The organism is Herbiconiux gentiana (assembly GCF_024978135.1).
GTDB lineage: Bacteria > Actinomycetota > Actinomycetes > Actinomycetales > Microbacteriaceae > Herbiconiux > Herbiconiux gentiana.
This window is the reverse complement of record NZ_JANTEZ010000003.1, coordinates 141,897-159,733: the sequence shown is the minus strand read 5'-3', so window position 1 is coordinate 159,733 and position 17,837 is coordinate 141,897. Positions and strand designations below refer to the sequence as shown.

General features: G+C 71.8%; 10 protein-coding genes. 6 read left to right on the top strand and 4 right to left on the bottom strand.

Annotation, left to right across the window (positions count from 1 at the left end; translation table 11 throughout):
- Positions 1-59 precede the first annotated feature (59 nt).
- The gene (gene glgB / locus NVV95_RS07800; protein WP_259486463.1) at positions 60-2,282 is read right to left on the bottom strand and encodes a 1,4-alpha-glucan branching protein GlgB; all 2,223 of its coding nucleotides are present in this window, start codon (positions 2,280-2,282) and stop codon (positions 60-62) included.
- Positions 2,279-4,327, bottom strand: a complete 2,049-nt coding sequence (locus NVV95_RS07795) for a maltotransferase domain-containing protein (RefSeq protein WP_259485987.1) — start codon at positions 4,325-4,327, stop codon at positions 2,279-2,281. Before NVV95_RS07795 ends, glgB begins: the two co-directional genes overlap by 4 nt.
- A gap of 192 nt (positions 4,328-4,519) precedes the next feature.
- On the opposite strand from NVV95_RS07795, the gene glgP reads away from it, so the two are divergent.
- The gene (gene glgP, locus NVV95_RS07790; RefSeq protein WP_259485986.1) at positions 4,520-7,081 is read left to right on the top strand and encodes an alpha-glucan family phosphorylase; all 2,562 of its coding nucleotides are present in this window, start codon (positions 4,520-4,522) and stop codon (positions 7,079-7,081) included.
- A gap of 167 nt (positions 7,082-7,248) precedes the next feature.
- Here the strand turns inward: glgP and NVV95_RS07785 are convergent, their stop codons facing one another.
- A complete protein-coding gene (locus tag NVV95_RS07785; RefSeq protein WP_259485985.1) occupies positions 7,249-8,439 on the bottom strand; it encodes a cysteine desulfurase family protein in 1,191 nt (396 codons plus the stop codon).
- Between the two features lie 48 nt (positions 8,440-8,487).
- Here NVV95_RS07785 and glgX point away from each other — a divergent pair, with 48 nt between their 5' ends.
- Together glgX and NVV95_RS07775 are read left to right on the top strand one after the other, a co-directional pair.
- Entirely contained in the window at positions 8,488-10,548 is a 2,061-nt protein-coding gene (gene glgX / locus NVV95_RS07780) for a glycogen debranching protein GlgX (RefSeq protein ID WP_259485984.1), read from the top strand.
- Positions 10,549-10,740: 192 nt separating this feature from the next.
- The gene (locus NVV95_RS07775) at positions 10,741-11,691 is read left to right on the top strand and encodes a DUF559 domain-containing protein (protein WP_259485983.1); all 951 of its coding nucleotides are present in this window, start codon (positions 10,741-10,743) and stop codon (positions 11,689-11,691) included.
- A gap of 140 nt (positions 11,692-11,831) precedes the next feature.
- Here the strand turns inward: NVV95_RS07775 and NVV95_RS07770 are convergent, their stop codons facing one another.
- A complete protein-coding gene (locus tag NVV95_RS07770) occupies positions 11,832-12,806 on the bottom strand; it encodes an endonuclease/exonuclease/phosphatase family protein (RefSeq protein WP_259485982.1) in 975 nt (324 codons plus the stop codon).
- 119 nt (positions 12,807-12,925) lie between these two features.
- Here NVV95_RS07770 and mnmA point away from each other — a divergent pair, with 119 nt between their 5' ends.
- Genes mnmA through NVV95_RS07755 form a run of 3 tightly spaced genes read left to right on the top strand, consistent with a single transcriptional unit; the run spans position 12,926 to position 17,826 of the window.
- Positions 12,926-14,152 carry a tRNA 2-thiouridine(34) synthase MnmA gene (mnmA, locus tag NVV95_RS07765; protein WP_259485981.1) on the top strand — a complete coding sequence of 409 codons (1,227 nt, stop codon included), beginning with the start codon at positions 12,926-12,928 and terminating at the stop codon, positions 14,150-14,152.
- Positions 14,152-16,749, top strand: a complete 2,598-nt coding sequence (gene ligA, locus NVV95_RS07760) for an NAD-dependent DNA ligase LigA (RefSeq protein ID WP_259485980.1) — start codon at positions 14,152-14,154, stop codon at positions 16,747-16,749. Before mnmA ends, ligA begins: the two co-directional genes overlap by 1 nt.
- Before the next feature lie 3 nt (positions 16,750-16,752).
- Complete coding sequence (locus NVV95_RS07755) at positions 16,753-17,826, top strand: alpha/beta hydrolase (protein WP_259485979.1); 1,074 nt, start codon at positions 16,753-16,755, stop codon at positions 17,824-17,826.
- The last annotated feature ends 11 nt before the right edge of the window (positions 17,827-17,837 follow it).

Below are 17,837 nucleotides of genomic sequence, written 5' to 3'. Positions count from 1 at the left end.
CCGTCGCAAAACGCCCTCTCAGGTCATCGAGAGGGCGTTTTGCGACGGGTCGATCCCCGTCAGGGCTTGTGGGGCTTGAGGAAGAGCGCCGCCAGCGGGGGGAGGGTGAGCTCGACCGAGGCCGGGCGGCCCGACCAGGGGACGTACTCGGCCTCGACGGCGCCGTAGTTGCCGACGCCCGATCCGCCGTACTCGACCGCGTCGGTGTTGACGAGCTCGTCCCAGCGGCCGCCGAAGGGCAGTCCGACGCGGTACGGGCCCACGGGGGCACCCGAGAAGTTCATCAGCACGGCGATTGGGTTGCCCTCGCTGTCCCAGCGCAGGAACGACACGAGGTTCTGCGACGACGAGCCGCCGTCGATCCACTCGAAGCCCGCGGGCTCGTTGTCGAGCGCCCACAGGGCCGGGTTCTCGCGGTACACCCGGTTGAGGTGCCCCACGAGCGAGAGCAGCTGCTGGTGAACCGGCTGGTCGAGGATCCACCAGTCGAGCCCGCGCTCCTCGCTCCACTCGCTCGGTTGCCCGAACTCCTGGCCCATGAACAGCAGCTGCTTGCCCGGGTGCGCCCACATGAAGCCGAGGTACGCCCGCAGGTTCGCGAGCTTCTGCCAGTGGTCGCCCGGCATCTTGTTCAGCAGCGAGCCCTTGCCGTGCACGACCTCGTCGTGCGAGATCGGCAGCATGAAGTTCTCGCTGAAGGCGTAGACGAACGAGAAGGTGATCTCGCCGTGGTGGTACATGCGGTACATCGGGTCTTCCGCGATGTACGACAGGGTGTCGTGCATCCACCCCATGTTCCACTTCATGCCGAAGCCGAGCCCGCCGCGGCTGGTGGCGTGCGTGACGCCGGGCCACGAGGTCGACTCCTCGGCGATCATCACGATGCCGGGGTACTTGCGGTAGGCGGTGGCGTTCACCTCCTGCAGCAGGCTGATGGCCTCGAGGTTCTCGCGCCCTCCGTACTGGTTCGGCAGCCACTCGCCCTCCTTGCGGGAGTAGTCGAGGTAGAGCATGCTCGCCACGGCGTCGACCCGAAGACCGTCGATGTGGAACTCCTCGAGCCAGTACAGCGCGTTCGCGACGAGGAAGTTGCGCACCTTGCTGTTGCCGAAGTCGAACACGAGCGTGCCCCAGTCGGGCTGCTCACCGCGGCGCGGGTCGGCGTGCTCGTAGAGCGCCTCGCCATCGAAGCGGGCGAGCGCCCACTCGTCCTTGGGGAAGTGCCCGGGCACCCAGTCCATCAGCACGCCGAAGCCCGCCTGGTGCAGCCGGTCGATCAGGTAGCGCAGGTCGTCGGGCGAGCCGAAGCGCGAGGTGGGCGCGTAGTAGCCGGTGACCTGGTAGCCCCAGCTGCCACCGAACGGATGCTCGGCCAGCGGCATGAACTCCACGTGCGTGAATCCGGTGTGCTCCAGGTACGGGATGAGTTCGTCCGCGAGGGTGCGGTAGTCCAGTCCGGGCTTCCAGGAGCCGAGGTGCATCTCGTAGACGCTCATCGGGTTCACGTGGGGGTCGGTGGCCGCGCGGGCGGTCATCCACGTCTCGTCCTGCCAGGTGTACGAGCTCTCGCCGATCACGGAGGCGGTGAGCGGCGGCACCTCGGTGGCCCGGGCCATCGGGTCGGCGCGCTGCACCCATTGGTCGTGCTGGGTCAGGATCTCCCACTTGTAGTTCGAACCGGCGCCGATGCCCGGGACGAACAGCTCCCAGACACCCGTGCCGCCGAGGCTGCGCATGGCGTGACGGGTGCCGTCCCAGCCGTTGAAGTCGCCGATCACGCGCACCGCGCGGGCGTGCGGCGCCCAGACGGCGAACGCGGTGCCCTCGGTGTCGGAGTCGACGCCGCGCACCGTCTCCACGTGCGAGCCGAGCACGTCCCAGAGCTTCTCGTGCCGGCCCTCGCCGATCAGGTGCAGGTCGAGCTCGCCCAGCGTGGGGGAGTAGCGGTAGGGGTCGTCGGCCGTCCAGCTCGTGCCGTCGTCGTAGCGCGCCTCGATCTCGTAGTCGTTCAGGCCCGTCAGGGTGAAGCCCTGCCAGATGCCGCCCCAGAGGTGCGTGAGCGAGGCGCGGGCGCCGTTGGAGAGCACCGCGCTCACCTCGGTGGCGAACGGGCGCAGGGTGCGGATGACCGTGATCGGGTCGGAGACGCCCTCCGCGTTCACGAGGTGCTGGCCGAGCACCTCGTGGGGGTTGTAGTACGAGCCGTTCGCCACCTGGGCGAGCAGCTCCTCGGAGAGCTCGGGGAGGGTGAGGGCCGTCGTGCCGTCGGGAGTGGTCATCAGGAGGCTCCGCCTTCGCTGGGTCGGGTGACGTGGAAGATGTGCGCCGGGCGGCTGAAGGCGTCGAGCCGCACGTAGTCGTGCTCCGACCACTCGTAGCTCTCGCCGGTGAACAGGTCGGTGACCCCGAAGGTCGAGCCCGCCGGCAGGCCGAGGAGCGAGAGGTCGAGGTGCACGGTGGTCTCGCGCACCGAGTGCGGGTCGAGGTTCACGACGACGAGCACCGTGTCGGCCACTCCGTCGGGCGTGAACTCGGCGTCGAGGTGCTTGGAGTACACGACGATCGCGTCGTCGTCGCTGCCGTGCACCCGCAGGTTGCGCAGCTGGCCGAGCGCGGGGTGCGCCCGGCGGATGGCGTTCAGCCGCGTGATCTCCTGCGCGATCGAGAGCCCGCTCGCCTCGGCGGCCGAGTAGTCGCGCGCCTTGTACTCGTACTTCTCGTTGTCGATGTTCTCCTCGGCACCCGGGCGGGCCACGTTCTCGATCAGCTCGTAGCCCGAGTACACGCCCCAGAGCGGCGCCCCGGTGGCCGCGAGCACGGCCCGGATGAGGTACGCCGGACGACCGCCGAACTGCAGGTACTCGGTGAGGATGTCGGGGGTGTTCACGAACAGGTTCGGCCGCATGAAGGCGTCGGTCTCCTGCGAGATGGAGGTGAAGAACTCCTCGATCTCGGTGCGCGTGTTGCGCCAGGTGAAGTAGCTGTACGACTGCTGGAACCCCACCTTCGCGAGCCCCTGCATCGGCGCCGGGCGGGTGAAGGCCTCGGCCAGGAAGACGACCTCGGGGTGCGCGGAGTTCACCTCGTGGATGATCCACTCCCAGAAGTCCAGCGGCTTCGTGTGCGGGTTGTCGACGCGGAAGATCTTCACGCCCAGCGCGATCCAGTGCTCCAGGATGCGCAGCGCCTCGGCCCGGATGCCCTCGGGGTCGTTGTCGAAGTTGATCGGGTAGATGTCCTGGTACTTCTTCGGCGGGTTCTCGGCGTAGGCGATCGTCCCGTCAGGCAGCGTCGTGAACCACTCCGGATGCTCGGCCACCCACGGGTGGTCGGGCGACGCCTGCAGGGCGAAGTCGAGCGCGAGCTCGAGCCCGTTGGCTGCGACCTCGGCGGCGAAATGCTCGAAGTCGCTCTGGTCGCCCAGGTCGGGATGCACGGTGTCGTGACCGCCGGCGGCCCCGCCGATGGCCCACGGGGAACCGGGGTCGCCCGGCTGCGGGTCGAGCGTGTTGTTGCGGCCCTTGCGGAAGGCCTCGCCGATCGGGTGGATGGGCGGCAGGTAGAGCACGTCGAAGCCCATGGCGGCGACCTCGGGGAGGCGGGACTCCGCGCTGCGGAAGGTGCCGCTCGTCCAGGTGCCGTCGGGCGCCTGCTCGGCTCCGATCGACCGCGGGAAGAACTCGTACCAGGCGCCGGCGCCGGCGAGCGTGCGCTCCACCTTCAGGGGGTGCCAGTCGGAATGGGTGACGAGGCTCTCGGCGGGGCGGGCTCGCAGAGCATCCGTCACCCTCGTGCCGTAGGCCGCACCCAGGCGCTCGGCCGGGGGGCCGGCCGTCTCGCCGAGCTGCGCCGAGATCTCGGCGAACAGGGTGCGCTCGTCGGCGGGGCGGTGCTCCTCGGCGGAGAGGCGGTGGAACAGCTGCGCACCGATGGCGAACATGAGCTCGACGTCGATGCCGGCGGCGATCTTGACGCTCGCGTTGTGCTCCCAGGTGGCGTAGTCGTCGCTGTAGCCGCGGATGCGGAAGCGCCACCGACCGGGGCTCGTGACCTGGGCGAGACCGCGCCACTCGTCGTCCCAGCTGTGGGTGCGGGTGAGCGGGCGGTCGATGACGGTTCCGTCAGGCGCCTCGAGCTCGAGGTGGGCGCCGACGGCGTCGTGGCCCTCGCGGAAGACGGTCGCACCGAAGGGCATGACCTCGCCGACGTAGCCCTTCGCGGTGAAGCGGCCGCCGTCGACCGAGGGGAAGACGTCGAGGATGGGGATGCGGCCGACCGCGGGGCGGAAGGCGGAAGCGGCCGGGGCGGCCGGTGCGGGCTCCGTCACCGGCGCAGGGGGTGCCTGCACCGTCGTGCGGGCCTTGGAGGCGGGGGTCGTTGCGGGACGTTTCCGAGTAGCTGCCACATGTCAGACCCTACCGAGAACGGGAGGCGCTGCAACGGTGTGTTCACGTCGGCGTCGCCCCTCGGCCCTATGCTTGCCGGGATCGAAGACCCATCGTTTGGAGGAGGGCGTCGCGTGAGAGCGATTCGCAGGTTCACCGTCAGATCCGTGTTGCCGGAGGCGCTGTCGGCGCTCGGTGAGCTCGCCGCCAACCTGCGCTGGGCGTGGCATCAGCCGACCCAGCAGATCTTCGCGCACATCTCGCCCGACGACTGGCGCGCGACCCAGGGCGACCCGGTGGCGCTGCTCGGCGCGGTTCGACCCGAGCGGCTCTCGCAGCTCGCCGACGACCCGGGCTTCGTGGCCTGGGCGAACAGCCTGCGCGACGACCTGAACGCCTACCTCGGCGAGCCGCGCTGGTACCAGGGCCTCGAGGGCCCCCGGCCGCGGTCGATCGGCTACTTCTCGCCCGAGTTCGGCATCGCCGCCGCCCTGCCGCAGTACTCGGGCGGCCTCGGCATCCTCGCGGGCGACCACCTCAAGGCCGCGTCCGACCTCGGTGTGCCGATCATCGGCGTCGGGCTGTTCTACCGTTCGGGGTACTTCCGGCAGGCCATCTCGCGCGACGGCTGGCAGGAGGAGAGCTACCCCGTGCTCGACCCCGACGGACTGCCGCTGTCGGTGCTACGCCTGGCCGACGGCACTCCCGCGCAGATCGTGCTCGCCCTGCCCGACGACCGGGCGCTCTACGCCCGCATCTGGCAGGCGCAGGTCGGCCGCGTGCGCCTGCTGATGCTCGACACCGACATCCCCGACAACGACGACGCTCTGCGCAGCGTCACCGACCGCCTCTACGGCGGCGGCGGCGAGCACCGCCTGCTGCAGGAGCTCCTGCTCGGCATCGGCGGCGTGCGCGCGCTCGAGGTGGTCTCCGAGCTCAGCGACCAGCCGATGCCCGAGGTGTACCACACCAACGAGGGGCACGCCGGGTTCCTCGGCCTCGAGCGCATCTCGACCCTGATCGGCAACGGGCTCTCCTTCGACGAGGCGCTGCAGGTCGTGCGCGCGGGCACCGTGTTCACCACCCACACCCCGGTGCCGGCCGGCATCGACCGCTTCGATCGCGGGCTCGTGGAGCGGTACTTCTCCACCGACATGCTGCCGGGCCTCGAGGTGTCGTCGGTGCTCTCGCTCGGCGCCGAGGACTACGAGGGCGGATCACCCGACGTGTTCAACATGGCGGTGCTGGGCCTCCGGCTCGGCCAGCGCACGAACGGCGTCTCGGTGCTGCACGGCGCCGTCTCGCGCGGCATGTTCAGCGGGCTCTGGCCGGGCTTCGACCGCGACGACGTGCCGATCACCTCGGTGACCAACGGCGTGCACGCCCCCACCTGGACCGACCCGCTGCTGCAGGAGCTCGCCCGCACCAAGCTCGGCACGGGCGACACCACGGTCGCTGACTGGCGCTCCGACGCGGTCTCCGACGGCGAGCTCTGGGCGGTGCGCGGCGACATGCGGCGCCAGCTCGTGCACGACGCCCGCCGCCGGGTCACCGACGCCTGGCGCGAGCAGAACCCCGACTCGATCCCGCCGGCCTGGTTCCAGAACCTGCTCGACCCGTCCGTGCTCACGATCGGCTTCGCCCGGCGCGTGCCGACCTACAAGCGGCTCACGCTGATGCTGCATGACCCGGCGCGGTTGAAGGCCATCCTGCTGAACCCCGAGCGGCCCGTGCAGTTCGTGATCGCGGGCAAGTCGCACCCGGCCGATGACGAGGGCAAGCGCCTGATCCAGAAGCTCGTGCAGTTCGCGAGCGACCCCGAGGTTCGCACGCGCATCGTCTTCCTGCCGAACTACGACATCGGCATGGCGCAGCTTCTCTACCCGGGCACCGACGTCTGGCTGAACAACCCGCTGCGGCCTCTCGAGGCCTGCGGCACCTCGGGCATGAAGGCGGCGCTGAACGGCGGGCTCAACCTGTCGATCCTCGACGGCTGGTGGAACGAGTACTTCGACGGCGAGAACGGCTGGGCGATCCCCACCGCCGATTCCGCCGGCGACTCGGCCGAGCGCGACGCCATCGAGGCCGAGGCGCTCTACGACCTGCTCGAGAACCAGGTCGCGCCGCGGTTCTACGACCGCGACGGCGACGGCATCCCGCAGCACTGGCTGCAGAGCATCCGGCACACCCTCGCCACGCTCTCGCCCGAGCTGAGCGCCGAGCGCATGGTGCGCGAGTACGTCACCCGCCTGTACATCCCGGCCGCCGAGGCCGAGCGCGTGATGAGTGCCGACGACCACCAGGAGGCGCGCGCGCTCGCGGCCTGGAAGGAGCGCGTGCGGGCCGCCTGGCCCGGCGTCTCGGTCGTGCACGTGGAGTCGGGCGGGCTCGACGACACCCCGCAGGTCGGCGACGAGCTGCACGTGCGGGCCCACGTGCAGCTGGGCGGGCTGTCGCCCGACGACGTGGCGGTCGAGGTGGTCTACGGGCACGCCGTGCACGGCGACGAGCTGGCCGAGACGCAGACGGTGGAGCTCACGGCGTCGCCCGCCGCGGCCGACTCGACCGAGCTGGTCTACGCGGGCACGGTGCAGCTCGGTCGCGCCGGCTCGTTCGGCTACACGGTGCGCGTGGTGCCGAAGAACCCCGACCTGGCGTCGCCGGCCGAACTGGGCCTGATCGCGGTCGCGCACTAGCGCCGCCCGCTCGCCGCCCGCCCACTCTCGCCCGCCCGGGTCGCGCAAAAGCGCCCTCGCGCACGCCGCGCGGCGCTTTTGCGCGACCCGAACCCTTCCGCCTCCTTGGGCCCCTTGGACTGGGTCGCGCAAAAGCGCCTTCGCGCGGGGCGGGAGCGGACTTTGCGCTACCCGAAGGCCGTGGGCGCGGGGGTGCGGGTCGCGTGGCCCGCGCGGCGCGCCGAGGCGTAGGCCGCGGGCAGGGCCGCTGCGAGCGCGTCCACTTCCGCCGCCGTCGTGCCGTGGCCGAGCGTGAAGCGCAGGGCGCCGCGCGCCTCGTCAGAGGGCACACCCATCGCGAGCAGCACATGCGAGATCTCGGGCACGCCGGCCTGGCAGGCTGAGCCCGTCGACACCGAGAAGCCGGCCAGGTCGAGCAGGAACAGCAGCGAGTCCCCGTCACACCCCGGGAAGGTGAAGTGGGCGTTCCCCGGCAGGCGTCCGTCCGGCGCGGGGTCGCCCCGCAGCACGGCCTCGGGCACGGCGTCCCGGATGCCCGCCACGAGCCGGTCCCGCACCCCAGCGAGCTCCGCGACGAACGAGGGCTCCGGGAACGGCCGCGTCGAGGCCGCCGCCGCCGCGAACGCCACCGCGCCGGCGACGTCCTGGGTGCCCGAGCGCACGCGCTGCTGGCTTCCGCCGTGGATCAGCGGCTCCACCTCCCACGCCCGCGCCAGCACCAGCGCCCCCATGCCCACCGGCCCGCCGATCTTGTGCGCCGAGACGCTGAGCGCCGCAGCCCCCACGGCGGCGAAGTCGATCGGCAGGTACCCGTACGCCGCCACGGCGTCGACGTGCACGGGCACCCCGGATGCCCGGGCCACCGCCACGAGCGCCGCCACGTCGTTGATCGTGCCCACCTCGTTGTTGCCCCACAGCAGGCTCACGAGGGCGACGTCGTCGCCGTGCCGCTCCAGCGCCGCCGCGAGCACCGATGGATGCAGCCGCCCGAGCTCGTCCACCGGCATCGTCACCACCTCGGCGCCCTCGTGGGACGCCAGCCACTCCACCGCGTCGACCGTCGCGTGGTGCTCCCCGCCCGGCACGAGCACGACCCGGCGCGGTGCGCGCTTCCAGAACAGCCCCTTCACGCCGAGGTTGATCGACTCGGTGCCGCCCGAGGTGAGGATGACCTCGACGGGCTCGGCCCCGAGCGACGCGGCGATGGCCTCGCGCGCCTCCTCGAGCATCCGCTTCGCCTGCTGACCCTGACTGTGGATGGACGACGGGTTGCCCACCACGCCGAGCGCATCGACGTAGGCCGCGCGGGCGGCGGGGAGCATCGGCGTGGTGGCGGCGTGGTCGAGATAGACAGGCATGATGAGGGGATTTCAGTGGGTGAACCGGCTGTGACTACTCTAAGTCGCATGACTGCGGCCGACCCCCTCGCCCGGCTGGGCGTTCGCCAGACCTCGCACGGCGGAGAGCTGCGGGTGTGGTCGTCGACGGCGACGGGTATCGACCTGCTGCTCTACGACCATAAGGACCCGAACTGGGTCTACAAGACCAAGCCGCTCGAGCGCGACGAGGCGAGCGACGTGTGGAGCGTGCGCAGCCGCAGCCTGTCGCCCGGCCGCCGCTACACGCTGCGGGTCACCGGGCCCGACGGCCCGCAGAACGCCTTCGACCCGACCCTCGCGCTGCTCGACCCCTATGCCCGCGGCCTCGTGCGCGCCGGCCGCGAGCAGTGGCGGAGCGTCGTGGTCGACGAGGAGTTCGACTGGCACGGCGTCACCAAGCCGAACACCCCGCTCGACCACACCGTCATCTACGAGGCGCACGTGAAGGGGCTGTCCAAGCTCAACCCGCGCATCCCCGAGCACCTGCGCGGCACCTACGCGGGTCTCGCGCACGACACGAGCATCGGCTATCTGAAGAGCCTCGGCGTGACCGCGGTCCAGTTGCTGCCGGTGCACGCGTTCGTCTCCGAGCAGCGCCTGCAGAAGCAGGGCCTGACGAACTACTGGGGCTACAACACACTCGGCTTCTTCGCCCCGCACTCGCTCTACGCCTCGCGTGCCGCCCAGGCCGAGGGCCCGGCGGCGGTGCTGCGCGAGTTCAAGGGCATGGTGAAGCTGCTGCACGAGGCGGGGCTCGAGGTCATCCTCGACGTGGTCTACAACCACACCGCCGAAGAGGGGCGGATGGGCCCGACCACGAGCTTCCGCGGCATCGACAACGCCGGCTACTACCGGCAGACGGCGCGCGGCGACTACGTCGACGTGACGGGCTGCGGCAACTCGATCAACACCTCGACGCCGGCCGTGTCGCGGATGATCCTCGATTCGTTGAAGTACTGGGCGAACGACGTGCAGGTGGACGGGTTCCGCTTCGACCTGGCGGCCACCCTCGGGCGGAACGCCGACCACTACTACGACCACGAGCATCCGCTCATCACCGGTATCGTCAGCGACCCGGCGCTCGCCGACGTGAAGATGATCGCCGAGCCGTGGGACGTCGGGATGGGCGGCTGGCAGACCGGCAACTTCCCCAAGGGGTGGTCGGAGTGGAACGACCGCTACCGCGACCGCATGCGCAAGTTCTGGCTGCGCGACATCAAGTCGATCCGCGAGAACGGCAACCCGGGCGACGGGGTCGGGATGCTCGCCACCCGCATCGCCGGATCGTCGAACACCTTCGCTCAGGCCCGCGGCCCGCTCGCGTCCGTCGACTTCGTGACGGCCCACGACGGATTCACGCTCGCCGACCTCACGGCCTACAACGTCAAGCACAACGTGGGCAACGGGGAGTCGAACCGCGACGGCAGCGACAACAACATGTCGTACAACCACGGCATCGAGGGGCCCACCACCTCGCGCACGATCGAGCAGGCCCGTCGTCGTGCGATGCGCAACCTCATGGGCACGCTGCTGCTCTCGGCGGGTGTGCCGATGATCACGGCGGGCGACGAGTTCGGCCGCAGCCAGAAGGGCAACAACAACGCCTACTGCCACGACAGCGAGCTGACCTGGCTGTCGTGGGACAGGCGCACCTGGCAGAAGGAGCTCTGGCGCACGACCCAGCACCTGCTGCGCATGCGGCGGGAGAACCCGGCGCTGCGACCCGTGCGCTACGGCGTCTTCGGCGAGCGCACGCCGGGATCGAGCCAGATGGACTGGTACGACGCCGCGGGGGAGTCGATGTCGATCGCCGACTGGAACTCGCCCGAGAACCGCACGCTGCAGTACGTGGCGGCGTCGACGCCCGAGGAGGAGCCGTTCAACCGGATCCTCACGGTCATCCACGGGGTGGAGTCGCCGATCACCGTGACGTTGCCGGTGCACGAGGGGGTCGTGGCGTACGAGCTGCTCTGGGACTCGTCGAACGACGTGCTCCCCGCGGGGCACGAGCTGCCGCGCGTGGCCCCCGGGTCGCGGGTCGACGTGGCGGCGGCGTCGCTGCAGCTGTACCGCGCGCTCTCGTCCTGACCCGCGGTTCGCCCGCTCTCCCGTTGCCCTCGCGCCGCCTGATGCGCGCCCTCCCGCGTCCACCCGCCGCCTCTCTCCCTCCGGGTCGCGCAAAAGCACCTTCACGCGCTTACCGAGCGGCTTTTGCGCGACCCCGTTAGGGCCTGTGGATAAGTTCTGCGGGGACGGGCGCGGAGCGGGCAGAGTGTGCGGGTGAGTGCACGGGTTCCGCTTCCGCCAGGGCTGCTCGGGCGCGCGTTCTCGGTGCGTGAGGGGTACGCGCAGGGGGTGGGGCGGCATCGGATGCTCGGGGGCGACCTCGCCCGCCCGTTCCACGGTGCGCGCGTTCCGCCCGCCGCGCCGCAGGGGCTGACGTTCGAGGGTCTCGCCCGCGCGTACGAGCGCCGGGCGCCGGCGACGCACTTCCTCAGCCACTCCAGCGCAGCACTGCTCTGGGATGTGCCGCTCCCTCGGCGGCTCCAGCAGGGCCCGCTGCACGTGTCGGTGCTGGCGCCGACCGCCGCGCCCCGATCGCGGGCGGTCACGGGGCATCGCCTCCGCGACGCCGACCTCCGGGTGGAGCTGCGCCGCGGACTCAGGGTGGTCGACGCCGCCACGGCCTGGTGCCAGCTCGGTGCGATACTCGGTCACGACGACCTCGTGGCCGCCGCCGATCATCTCGTGCTCGAGCCGTATCGGGCGGAACCGGGGGAGGCGCGTCCGTACGTGACGTTCGACGCTCTCACGGCGCGGGCGGCCAGCTACTCGGCGCCGGGTGCGGCTGCGCTGAGACGCGCTCTCGCCGACGTGCGGCCGGGAGCCGAGTCGCGGCCCGAGACGCATCTGCGGCTGCTGATCGCGCGCGACGGACTGCCCGAACCGGAACTCGCGGCCTGGGTCGACGGATCGTTCGCGATCGAGGGCGGTAGACATTTCCGCGTCGACCTGCTGTACCGGCGGCACGGCGTGATCGTGGAGTACGACGGGGAGCAGCACCGCACCGACGACGTGCAGTACGACCGCGACCTCCGCCGCCTCGAGTCGCTCCGCGAGGCGGAGTGGGCGGTGGTGGTGGTGCGCCGCCGCGGCCTGTACGGCGACCCGGGAACCTTGCTCGCGCGCATCCGCTCTGCCCTTACGCGCGGACGCCCGCCCGCGCCGTGACCGGCCCGTCGTGACCCGCCCGCGCCGCGACCCGCCCGCGTCGTGCCCGCCCACGTGCGCCGTGATCAGCCCGGACGCCGGGGTCGCGCAAAAGCGCCTTCAAGCGGTGGATCCGCGGCTTTTGCGCGACCCGGGTGGGGTCAGAGGGCGAGGGTGGTGATGACCGCGAGGTGGTCGGAGGAGCCCGCGCGCAGTGTGGTGTTCGACGTGACCTCCATGCCCCGCGAGAGCACGTGGTCGGGGCGGGTCGCCGGGAAGGCGGCCGGCCAGGTGAAGCCGAACCCGCCGCCGTTCTGGTTCGCCTCGGCGAGCTGATCGGTGAGGCCGGCCAGGCTGCGGTCGGAGCTGCCGGCGTTGAAGTCGCCCATCATGATCAGCCGCGCGTTCTCGTCGCGCGGCACGTAGTCGGCGAGGTTCGCGAGCATCTCGTCGCGGGCCGCGTGGTCGGCCGGCCGCGCCGAGGCCGCGTGGATGACGTACAGACTCACGAGCCCCGTCGGCGTCGCCAGATCGGCCGCGATGCCGCGCTGCCAGCCGAGCCCGAGGTCGAGCGCCTGGGCGTTCTCGATCGGGTACTTGCTCCACACGCCCACCGTGCCGATGCCGTAGGAGTGCGGATAGCTCTCGCTGAGCACCGCCTCGACCTCGGCGCGCGCCGCGTCGTCCATCTCCTGCAGCCCGATCACGTCGGCCCCCTCGGCCGCCAGCGCCTGCGCCGACTCGGCCGCCGTGCCCGAGTCGGCCTCGACGTTCTGGCTCGCGACGGTCAGGGTTCCGGATGCTCCGCCGGCGCTCTGCGAGAGCGGCACGATGCCGGGCACGAACATCACGCCCCACACGATCGCGGGGATGAGCGCGGCGGCGACCGCTCCACGGCTGCGCGCCACGAGGCCCGCGACGAGCAGCACCGGCACCGCGGCGCCGAACCACGGGAGGGCGGACTCGACGATGAGCGAGAGCCCGAGCATCCGCGGCACGAGCACGTGGGCGCCCAGCAGGAGGGCCAGCGCGAGCGACGCCAGGCACACTGCGATGGCCAGGGCGGGGTGGCTGCGCCGGCGCCTCGGCGGTGTCGGGTGGCCGTTCTGACGCGGCTTCTCGAGCAGTGCTGACATCGGGAACATTCTGCACCGGACGACTGACAATCCTCTCAGTGGCGCGGGTGAATCGGCGGAGTGGTCGCCCATGCTCCCTCCCCGGGGCGGTGTCGGAGGCCCGCCGTATGCTGGACGGCATGAAGGTTCTCGCAGCAATGAGCGGTGGCGTCGACTCCGCGGTGGCCGCCGCGCGGGCGGTCGACGCGGGCCACGAGGTGGTCGGCGTGCACCTCGCGCTCAGCCGCATGCCCGGCACCCTGCGCACCGGCAGCCGTGGCTGCTGCACCATCGAAGACTCGATGGATGCGCAGCGGGCGGCGAACAGGATCGGCATCCCCTATTACGTGTGGGACTTCTCGGAGCGGTTCAAGGCCGACGTGGTCGACGATTTCATCGCCGAGTACTCGGCCGGCCGCACCCCCAACCCGTGCATGCGCTGCAACGAGCGCATCAAGTTCGCCGCGCTGCTCGAGAAGGCGCTCGACCTCGGCTTCGACGCGGTCTGCACCGGCCACTACGCCACGGTCGTCACCGACGCGGCGGGCAACCCCGAGCTGCACCGCGCGGCCGCCTGGGCGAAAGACCAGAGCTACGTGCTCGGTGTGCTCACCACCGAGCAGCTGAAGCACAGCTACTTCCCGCTCGGCGCCACCCCGTCGAAGGCCGAGGTGCGGGCCGAGGCCGCCGAGCGAGGCTTCTCGGTGGCGAACAAGCCCGACAGCCACGACATCTGCTTCATCCCCGACGGCGACACCAGCGGGTGGCTCGCCGAGCGCGTCGGCACCGCCACGGGCGAGATCGTCGACCGCTCCGGCGCCGTCGTCGGCTCGCACGAGGGGGCGCACGCCTTCACCGTCGGCCAGCGCCGCGGTCTCAAGCTCGGCATGCCCGCGCCCGACGGCAAGCCGCGGTTCGTGCTCGAGGTGCGGCCGGTCACCAACCAGGTGGTCGTGGGTCCGAAGGAGGCGCTGGCGATCGCCGAGATCGCGGGTGCGCGGTTCACCTGGGCCGGGCTCGCGCCGACCGACGCCGACCGCGGGTTCGACTGCCAGGTGCAGATCCGGGCGCACGCCGATCCGGTCGACGCGTGGGCCGTGGTGCGGGGCGGTGAGCTCGTGATCACGCCGGTGCTGCCGCTGAGCGGGGTGGCGCCGGGGCAGACGGCGGTGGTCTACGTGGGCACGCGGGTGATGGGGCAGTGCACCATCGACCGCACGGTGGCGGCCGACACGGTCGGCGACGGTGCGACGGGTGCGGCGGCCGGCGAGGGTACCGGTGCGGGGGCCCGTGCGGGCGCGGCGGCCGGTGCCGGTGCCGGTGCGACGGCTGGCGGGGTTCGCGTCGCGGCCGGGGCGGTCGCCTGATGGCCGGCGCCGAGGCGGGCGGCGACGCGCTGCCCGACGAGACACCCGACGAGCTCGAGTCGGCGGCGGTCGAGGTCGATCGACTGACCACCCGCATCCTCGAGCTGCGCGACCAGTACTACGAGCAGAACGCCTCCACGGTCTCCGACCAGGAGTACGACGCGCTGGTGCGGCAACTCGACGAGCTCGAGCACGAGCATCCGGAGCTCAGGTCGCAGGACAGCCCGACCCAGACCGTCGGCGGCCGAGCCGTCACCACCATGTTCACCCCCGTCACGCACGCCGAGCGCATGCTGAGCCTCGACAACGTGTTCAGCGAGGAGGAGCTCGACGAGTGGGCGACGAAGGTGCAGCGCGACGCCGGCCGCGGGGTCGTGCGCTTCCTCAGCGAGCTGAAGATCGACGGCCTCGCCATCAACCTGCGCTACGAGAACGGCGTGCTCGTCACGGCCGCCACCCGCGGCGACGGGGTGGTGGGTGAAGACGTCACCGAGAACGTGCTGCAGATCGACTCGATCCCGGCGCGGCTGAAGGGCTCGGGGCATCCGTCGCTCGTCGAGGTGCGGGGGGAGATCTTCTTCCCCGTCGCGTCGTTCGACGAGCTGAACGCGGCGCAGGAGGCGGCGGGCGAGCGCGTCTTCGCCAACCCACGCAACGCGGCGGCGGGGTCGCTGCGGCAGAAGTCCGAGGGCAAGAACGAGCGTCAGCTGGCGCTCGTGGCGGCCCGTCTGCACCGGCTGCGGATGCTCGTGCACGGCATCGGCGCGTGGCCCGACCCCCCCGTGGCCGCCCAGTCCGAGGTGTACGGGCTGCTGGCCGAGTGGGGGCTACCCACCTCGACGCACTACCGGGTGTTCGACACGGTGGGTGAGGTGGCGGAGTTCATCCGCTCGTACGGCATCAACCGGTCGAGCGTCGAGCACCAGATCGACGGCATCGTCGTGAAGGTCGACGACCTCGCGCTGCACGACGAGCTCGGTGCCACCAGCCGGGCCCCGCGCTGGGCCACGGCCTACAAGTACCCGCCCGAAGAGGTGAACACGAAGCTGCTCGACATCGTCGTGAGCGTCGGGCGCACCGGCCGGGCCACGCCGTTCGCCGTGATGGAGAAGGTGGAGGTCGCGGGCTCGGAGGTGCGGCAGGCCACGCTGCACAACCAAGACGTCGTGAAGGCCAAAGGTGTGCTGATCGGCGACACGGTGGTGCTGCGCAAGGCGGGCGACGTCATCCCCGAGGTGCTCGGGCCGGTGGTGGAGCTGCGTGACGGCAGCGAATACGCCTTCGTGATGCCTGAGAACTGCCCCGAGTGCGGCACGCGTCTCGCGCCCGCGAAGGAGGGCGACATCGACCTCCGCTGCCCGAACGCCCGCAGCTGCCCGGCGCAGGTGCGCGGTCGTGTCGAGCACGTCGGATCGCGTGGGGCGCTCGACATCGAGGGCCTCGGCGAGGTGTCGGCGGCGGCGCTGACCCAGCCGAGCGAGCCGGCCGAGCCGCCGCTCGACACCGAGGCGGGGCTGTTCTCGCTCGAGATGCGCGATCTGTTCCCCATCCGGGTGATCGTCCGCGACAACGAGACCGGGCTCGAGAAGCTGAACGACGACGGCACGCCGAAGCTCGTCACCCCGTTCCGCCGCAAGCGGCGGGTCTCGGGGCGCGACGCCGACCCGGCCCACGACCCCGAGGCGACGGAGTTCTGGGGTGACGCCGGCTCGGTGCCGTCGTCGAACGCGATCGAACTGCTCGCGAACATCGAGAAGGCGAAGACCAAGCCGCTCTGGCGCATCCTGGTGTCGCTGAGCATCCGGCACGTGGGGCCCGTGGCGGCCCGCGCGCTCGCCGACTACTTCGGCTCGCTCGACGCCATCCGGGCGGCCACGCGCGACGAGCTCGCGGCGGTCGACGGCGTCGGCGGCATCATCGCCGACGCGCTGATCGCGTGGTTCGAGGTCGACTGGCACGTCGAGATCCTCGACCGCTGGGCCGCGGCCGGCGTGCAGTTCGCCACCCCCGGCCACCCCGGCCCCGGCGCGAACGTCGGAGCGGGCGGGGTGCTCGAGGGCATCACGGTCGTCGCGACCGGCTCGCTCGAGGGCTTCACCCGGGAGGGCGCGCAGGAGGCGATCATCGCGGCCGGCGGCAAGGCGGCTTCGAGCGTGAGCAAGAAGACCGACTTCGTGGCGGCCGGCCCCGGCGCCGGCTCGAAGCTCCCGAAGGCCGAGGCGCTCGGCCTCCGCATCATCGACGCCGCGCAGTTCGCGCTGCTCGTCACCGAGGGCCCGGCGGCCCTGGGCCCACCCCCGGGCGCCGACCCGGGCGACGCCGACCCGGCTGGTTCGATTCCTCCCACCGCAGGCGACGACGCCGCGCCGGCCGGTTCGATCCCTCCCGCCGCGAGCAACGACGCCGTGCCGGCCTCCGCGGAGGCGGGGGCGACGCCGACGAAGCCTCGGGCGAAACGGGCGCCCCGGGCCAAGAAGCCCACCACACCGGCACCGTCGCCCGACGACGAGGCAGCAATCGGCGAGGCAGCAACTGGCGAGGCATCGGTCGACGAGGCTGTGGTCGACCTGGCTGCGGCCGACGGCAACGAGAGGTAGCGGATGCGCGGGCGCGCGGCCGCGGTCGGGGGAGTGATCGCGGCGGCGGCCGGCCTCGGCGCGGCTGCCGTCTGGGTGCGCAGCTCACCGTGGCCGGCGGTCATGGTCATCCGCGCGGTCTTCGATCGGGACGCCCGCCGCACGGTCGCCCAGCTGGAGCGCCACGCACCGCCCGGCCCGTTCCGCGAACTCCACGACGTGCCCTACGGGCCGGTCGCCGGTCGCCCCGCCGGCACCTTCGACCTCATCGCGCCCGCCACCTTCGCACCGGGCGACGCCACGGCGCCCGACCACCCCACCGCGGCCGGCGGGTCGGTCGGGCGGGGCGCCGGGCGGCCCGTCGTCGTGTGGGTCCACGGCGGTGCGTGGATCTCGGGGAGCAAGGGGCACGTCACCCCCTACCTGCGGCACCTGGCCACCGCGGGGTACGTCGGAGTCGCGGTCGACTATACGATCGCGCCCGAGGCCGCCTACCCCACCGCGGTCGGCCAGCTCGGCGACGCGCTCGCCCACCTCGTGCGGCACGCCGACGAGCTCGGCATCGATCCCACGCGCATCGTGCTCGCCGGCGACTCGGCCGGGGCCCAGGTCGCCAGTCAGCTCGCGGCCGCGATCGTGAACCCGGCCTATGCGGCCCGCACGGGCATCCGCCCCGCTCTCGAGCCCGAGCAGCTCGCCGGGCTCGTGCTGCATTGCGGAATCTACGACCTCGACGCCATGACCCACCTCACCGGCGTGCTCGAGTGGGGCTTCAAGAGCGCCCTCTGGGCCTACACCGGCAGCCGCGACTGGTCGGCGACCGAGGCGGCCGACTCGATGAGCACCATCCGCGCGGTCACCGGCGACTTCCCGCCCACGTTCATCTCCGGCGGCAACGGCGACGGTCTCACGGCGGCGCAGTCGGTGCCCCTGGCCGAGCGGATGCGCGCGGCCGCAGTCCCCGTCACGACGCTGTTCTGGCCCGCCGACCACGAGCCCTCCCTCGCGCACGAGTACCAGTTCAAGCTCGACTACGCCGATGCCCGCGAGGCGCTCGACGCGACCGTCCGCTTCCTCGACGAGGTGACCGGCACGTGACTGGAGGAGCC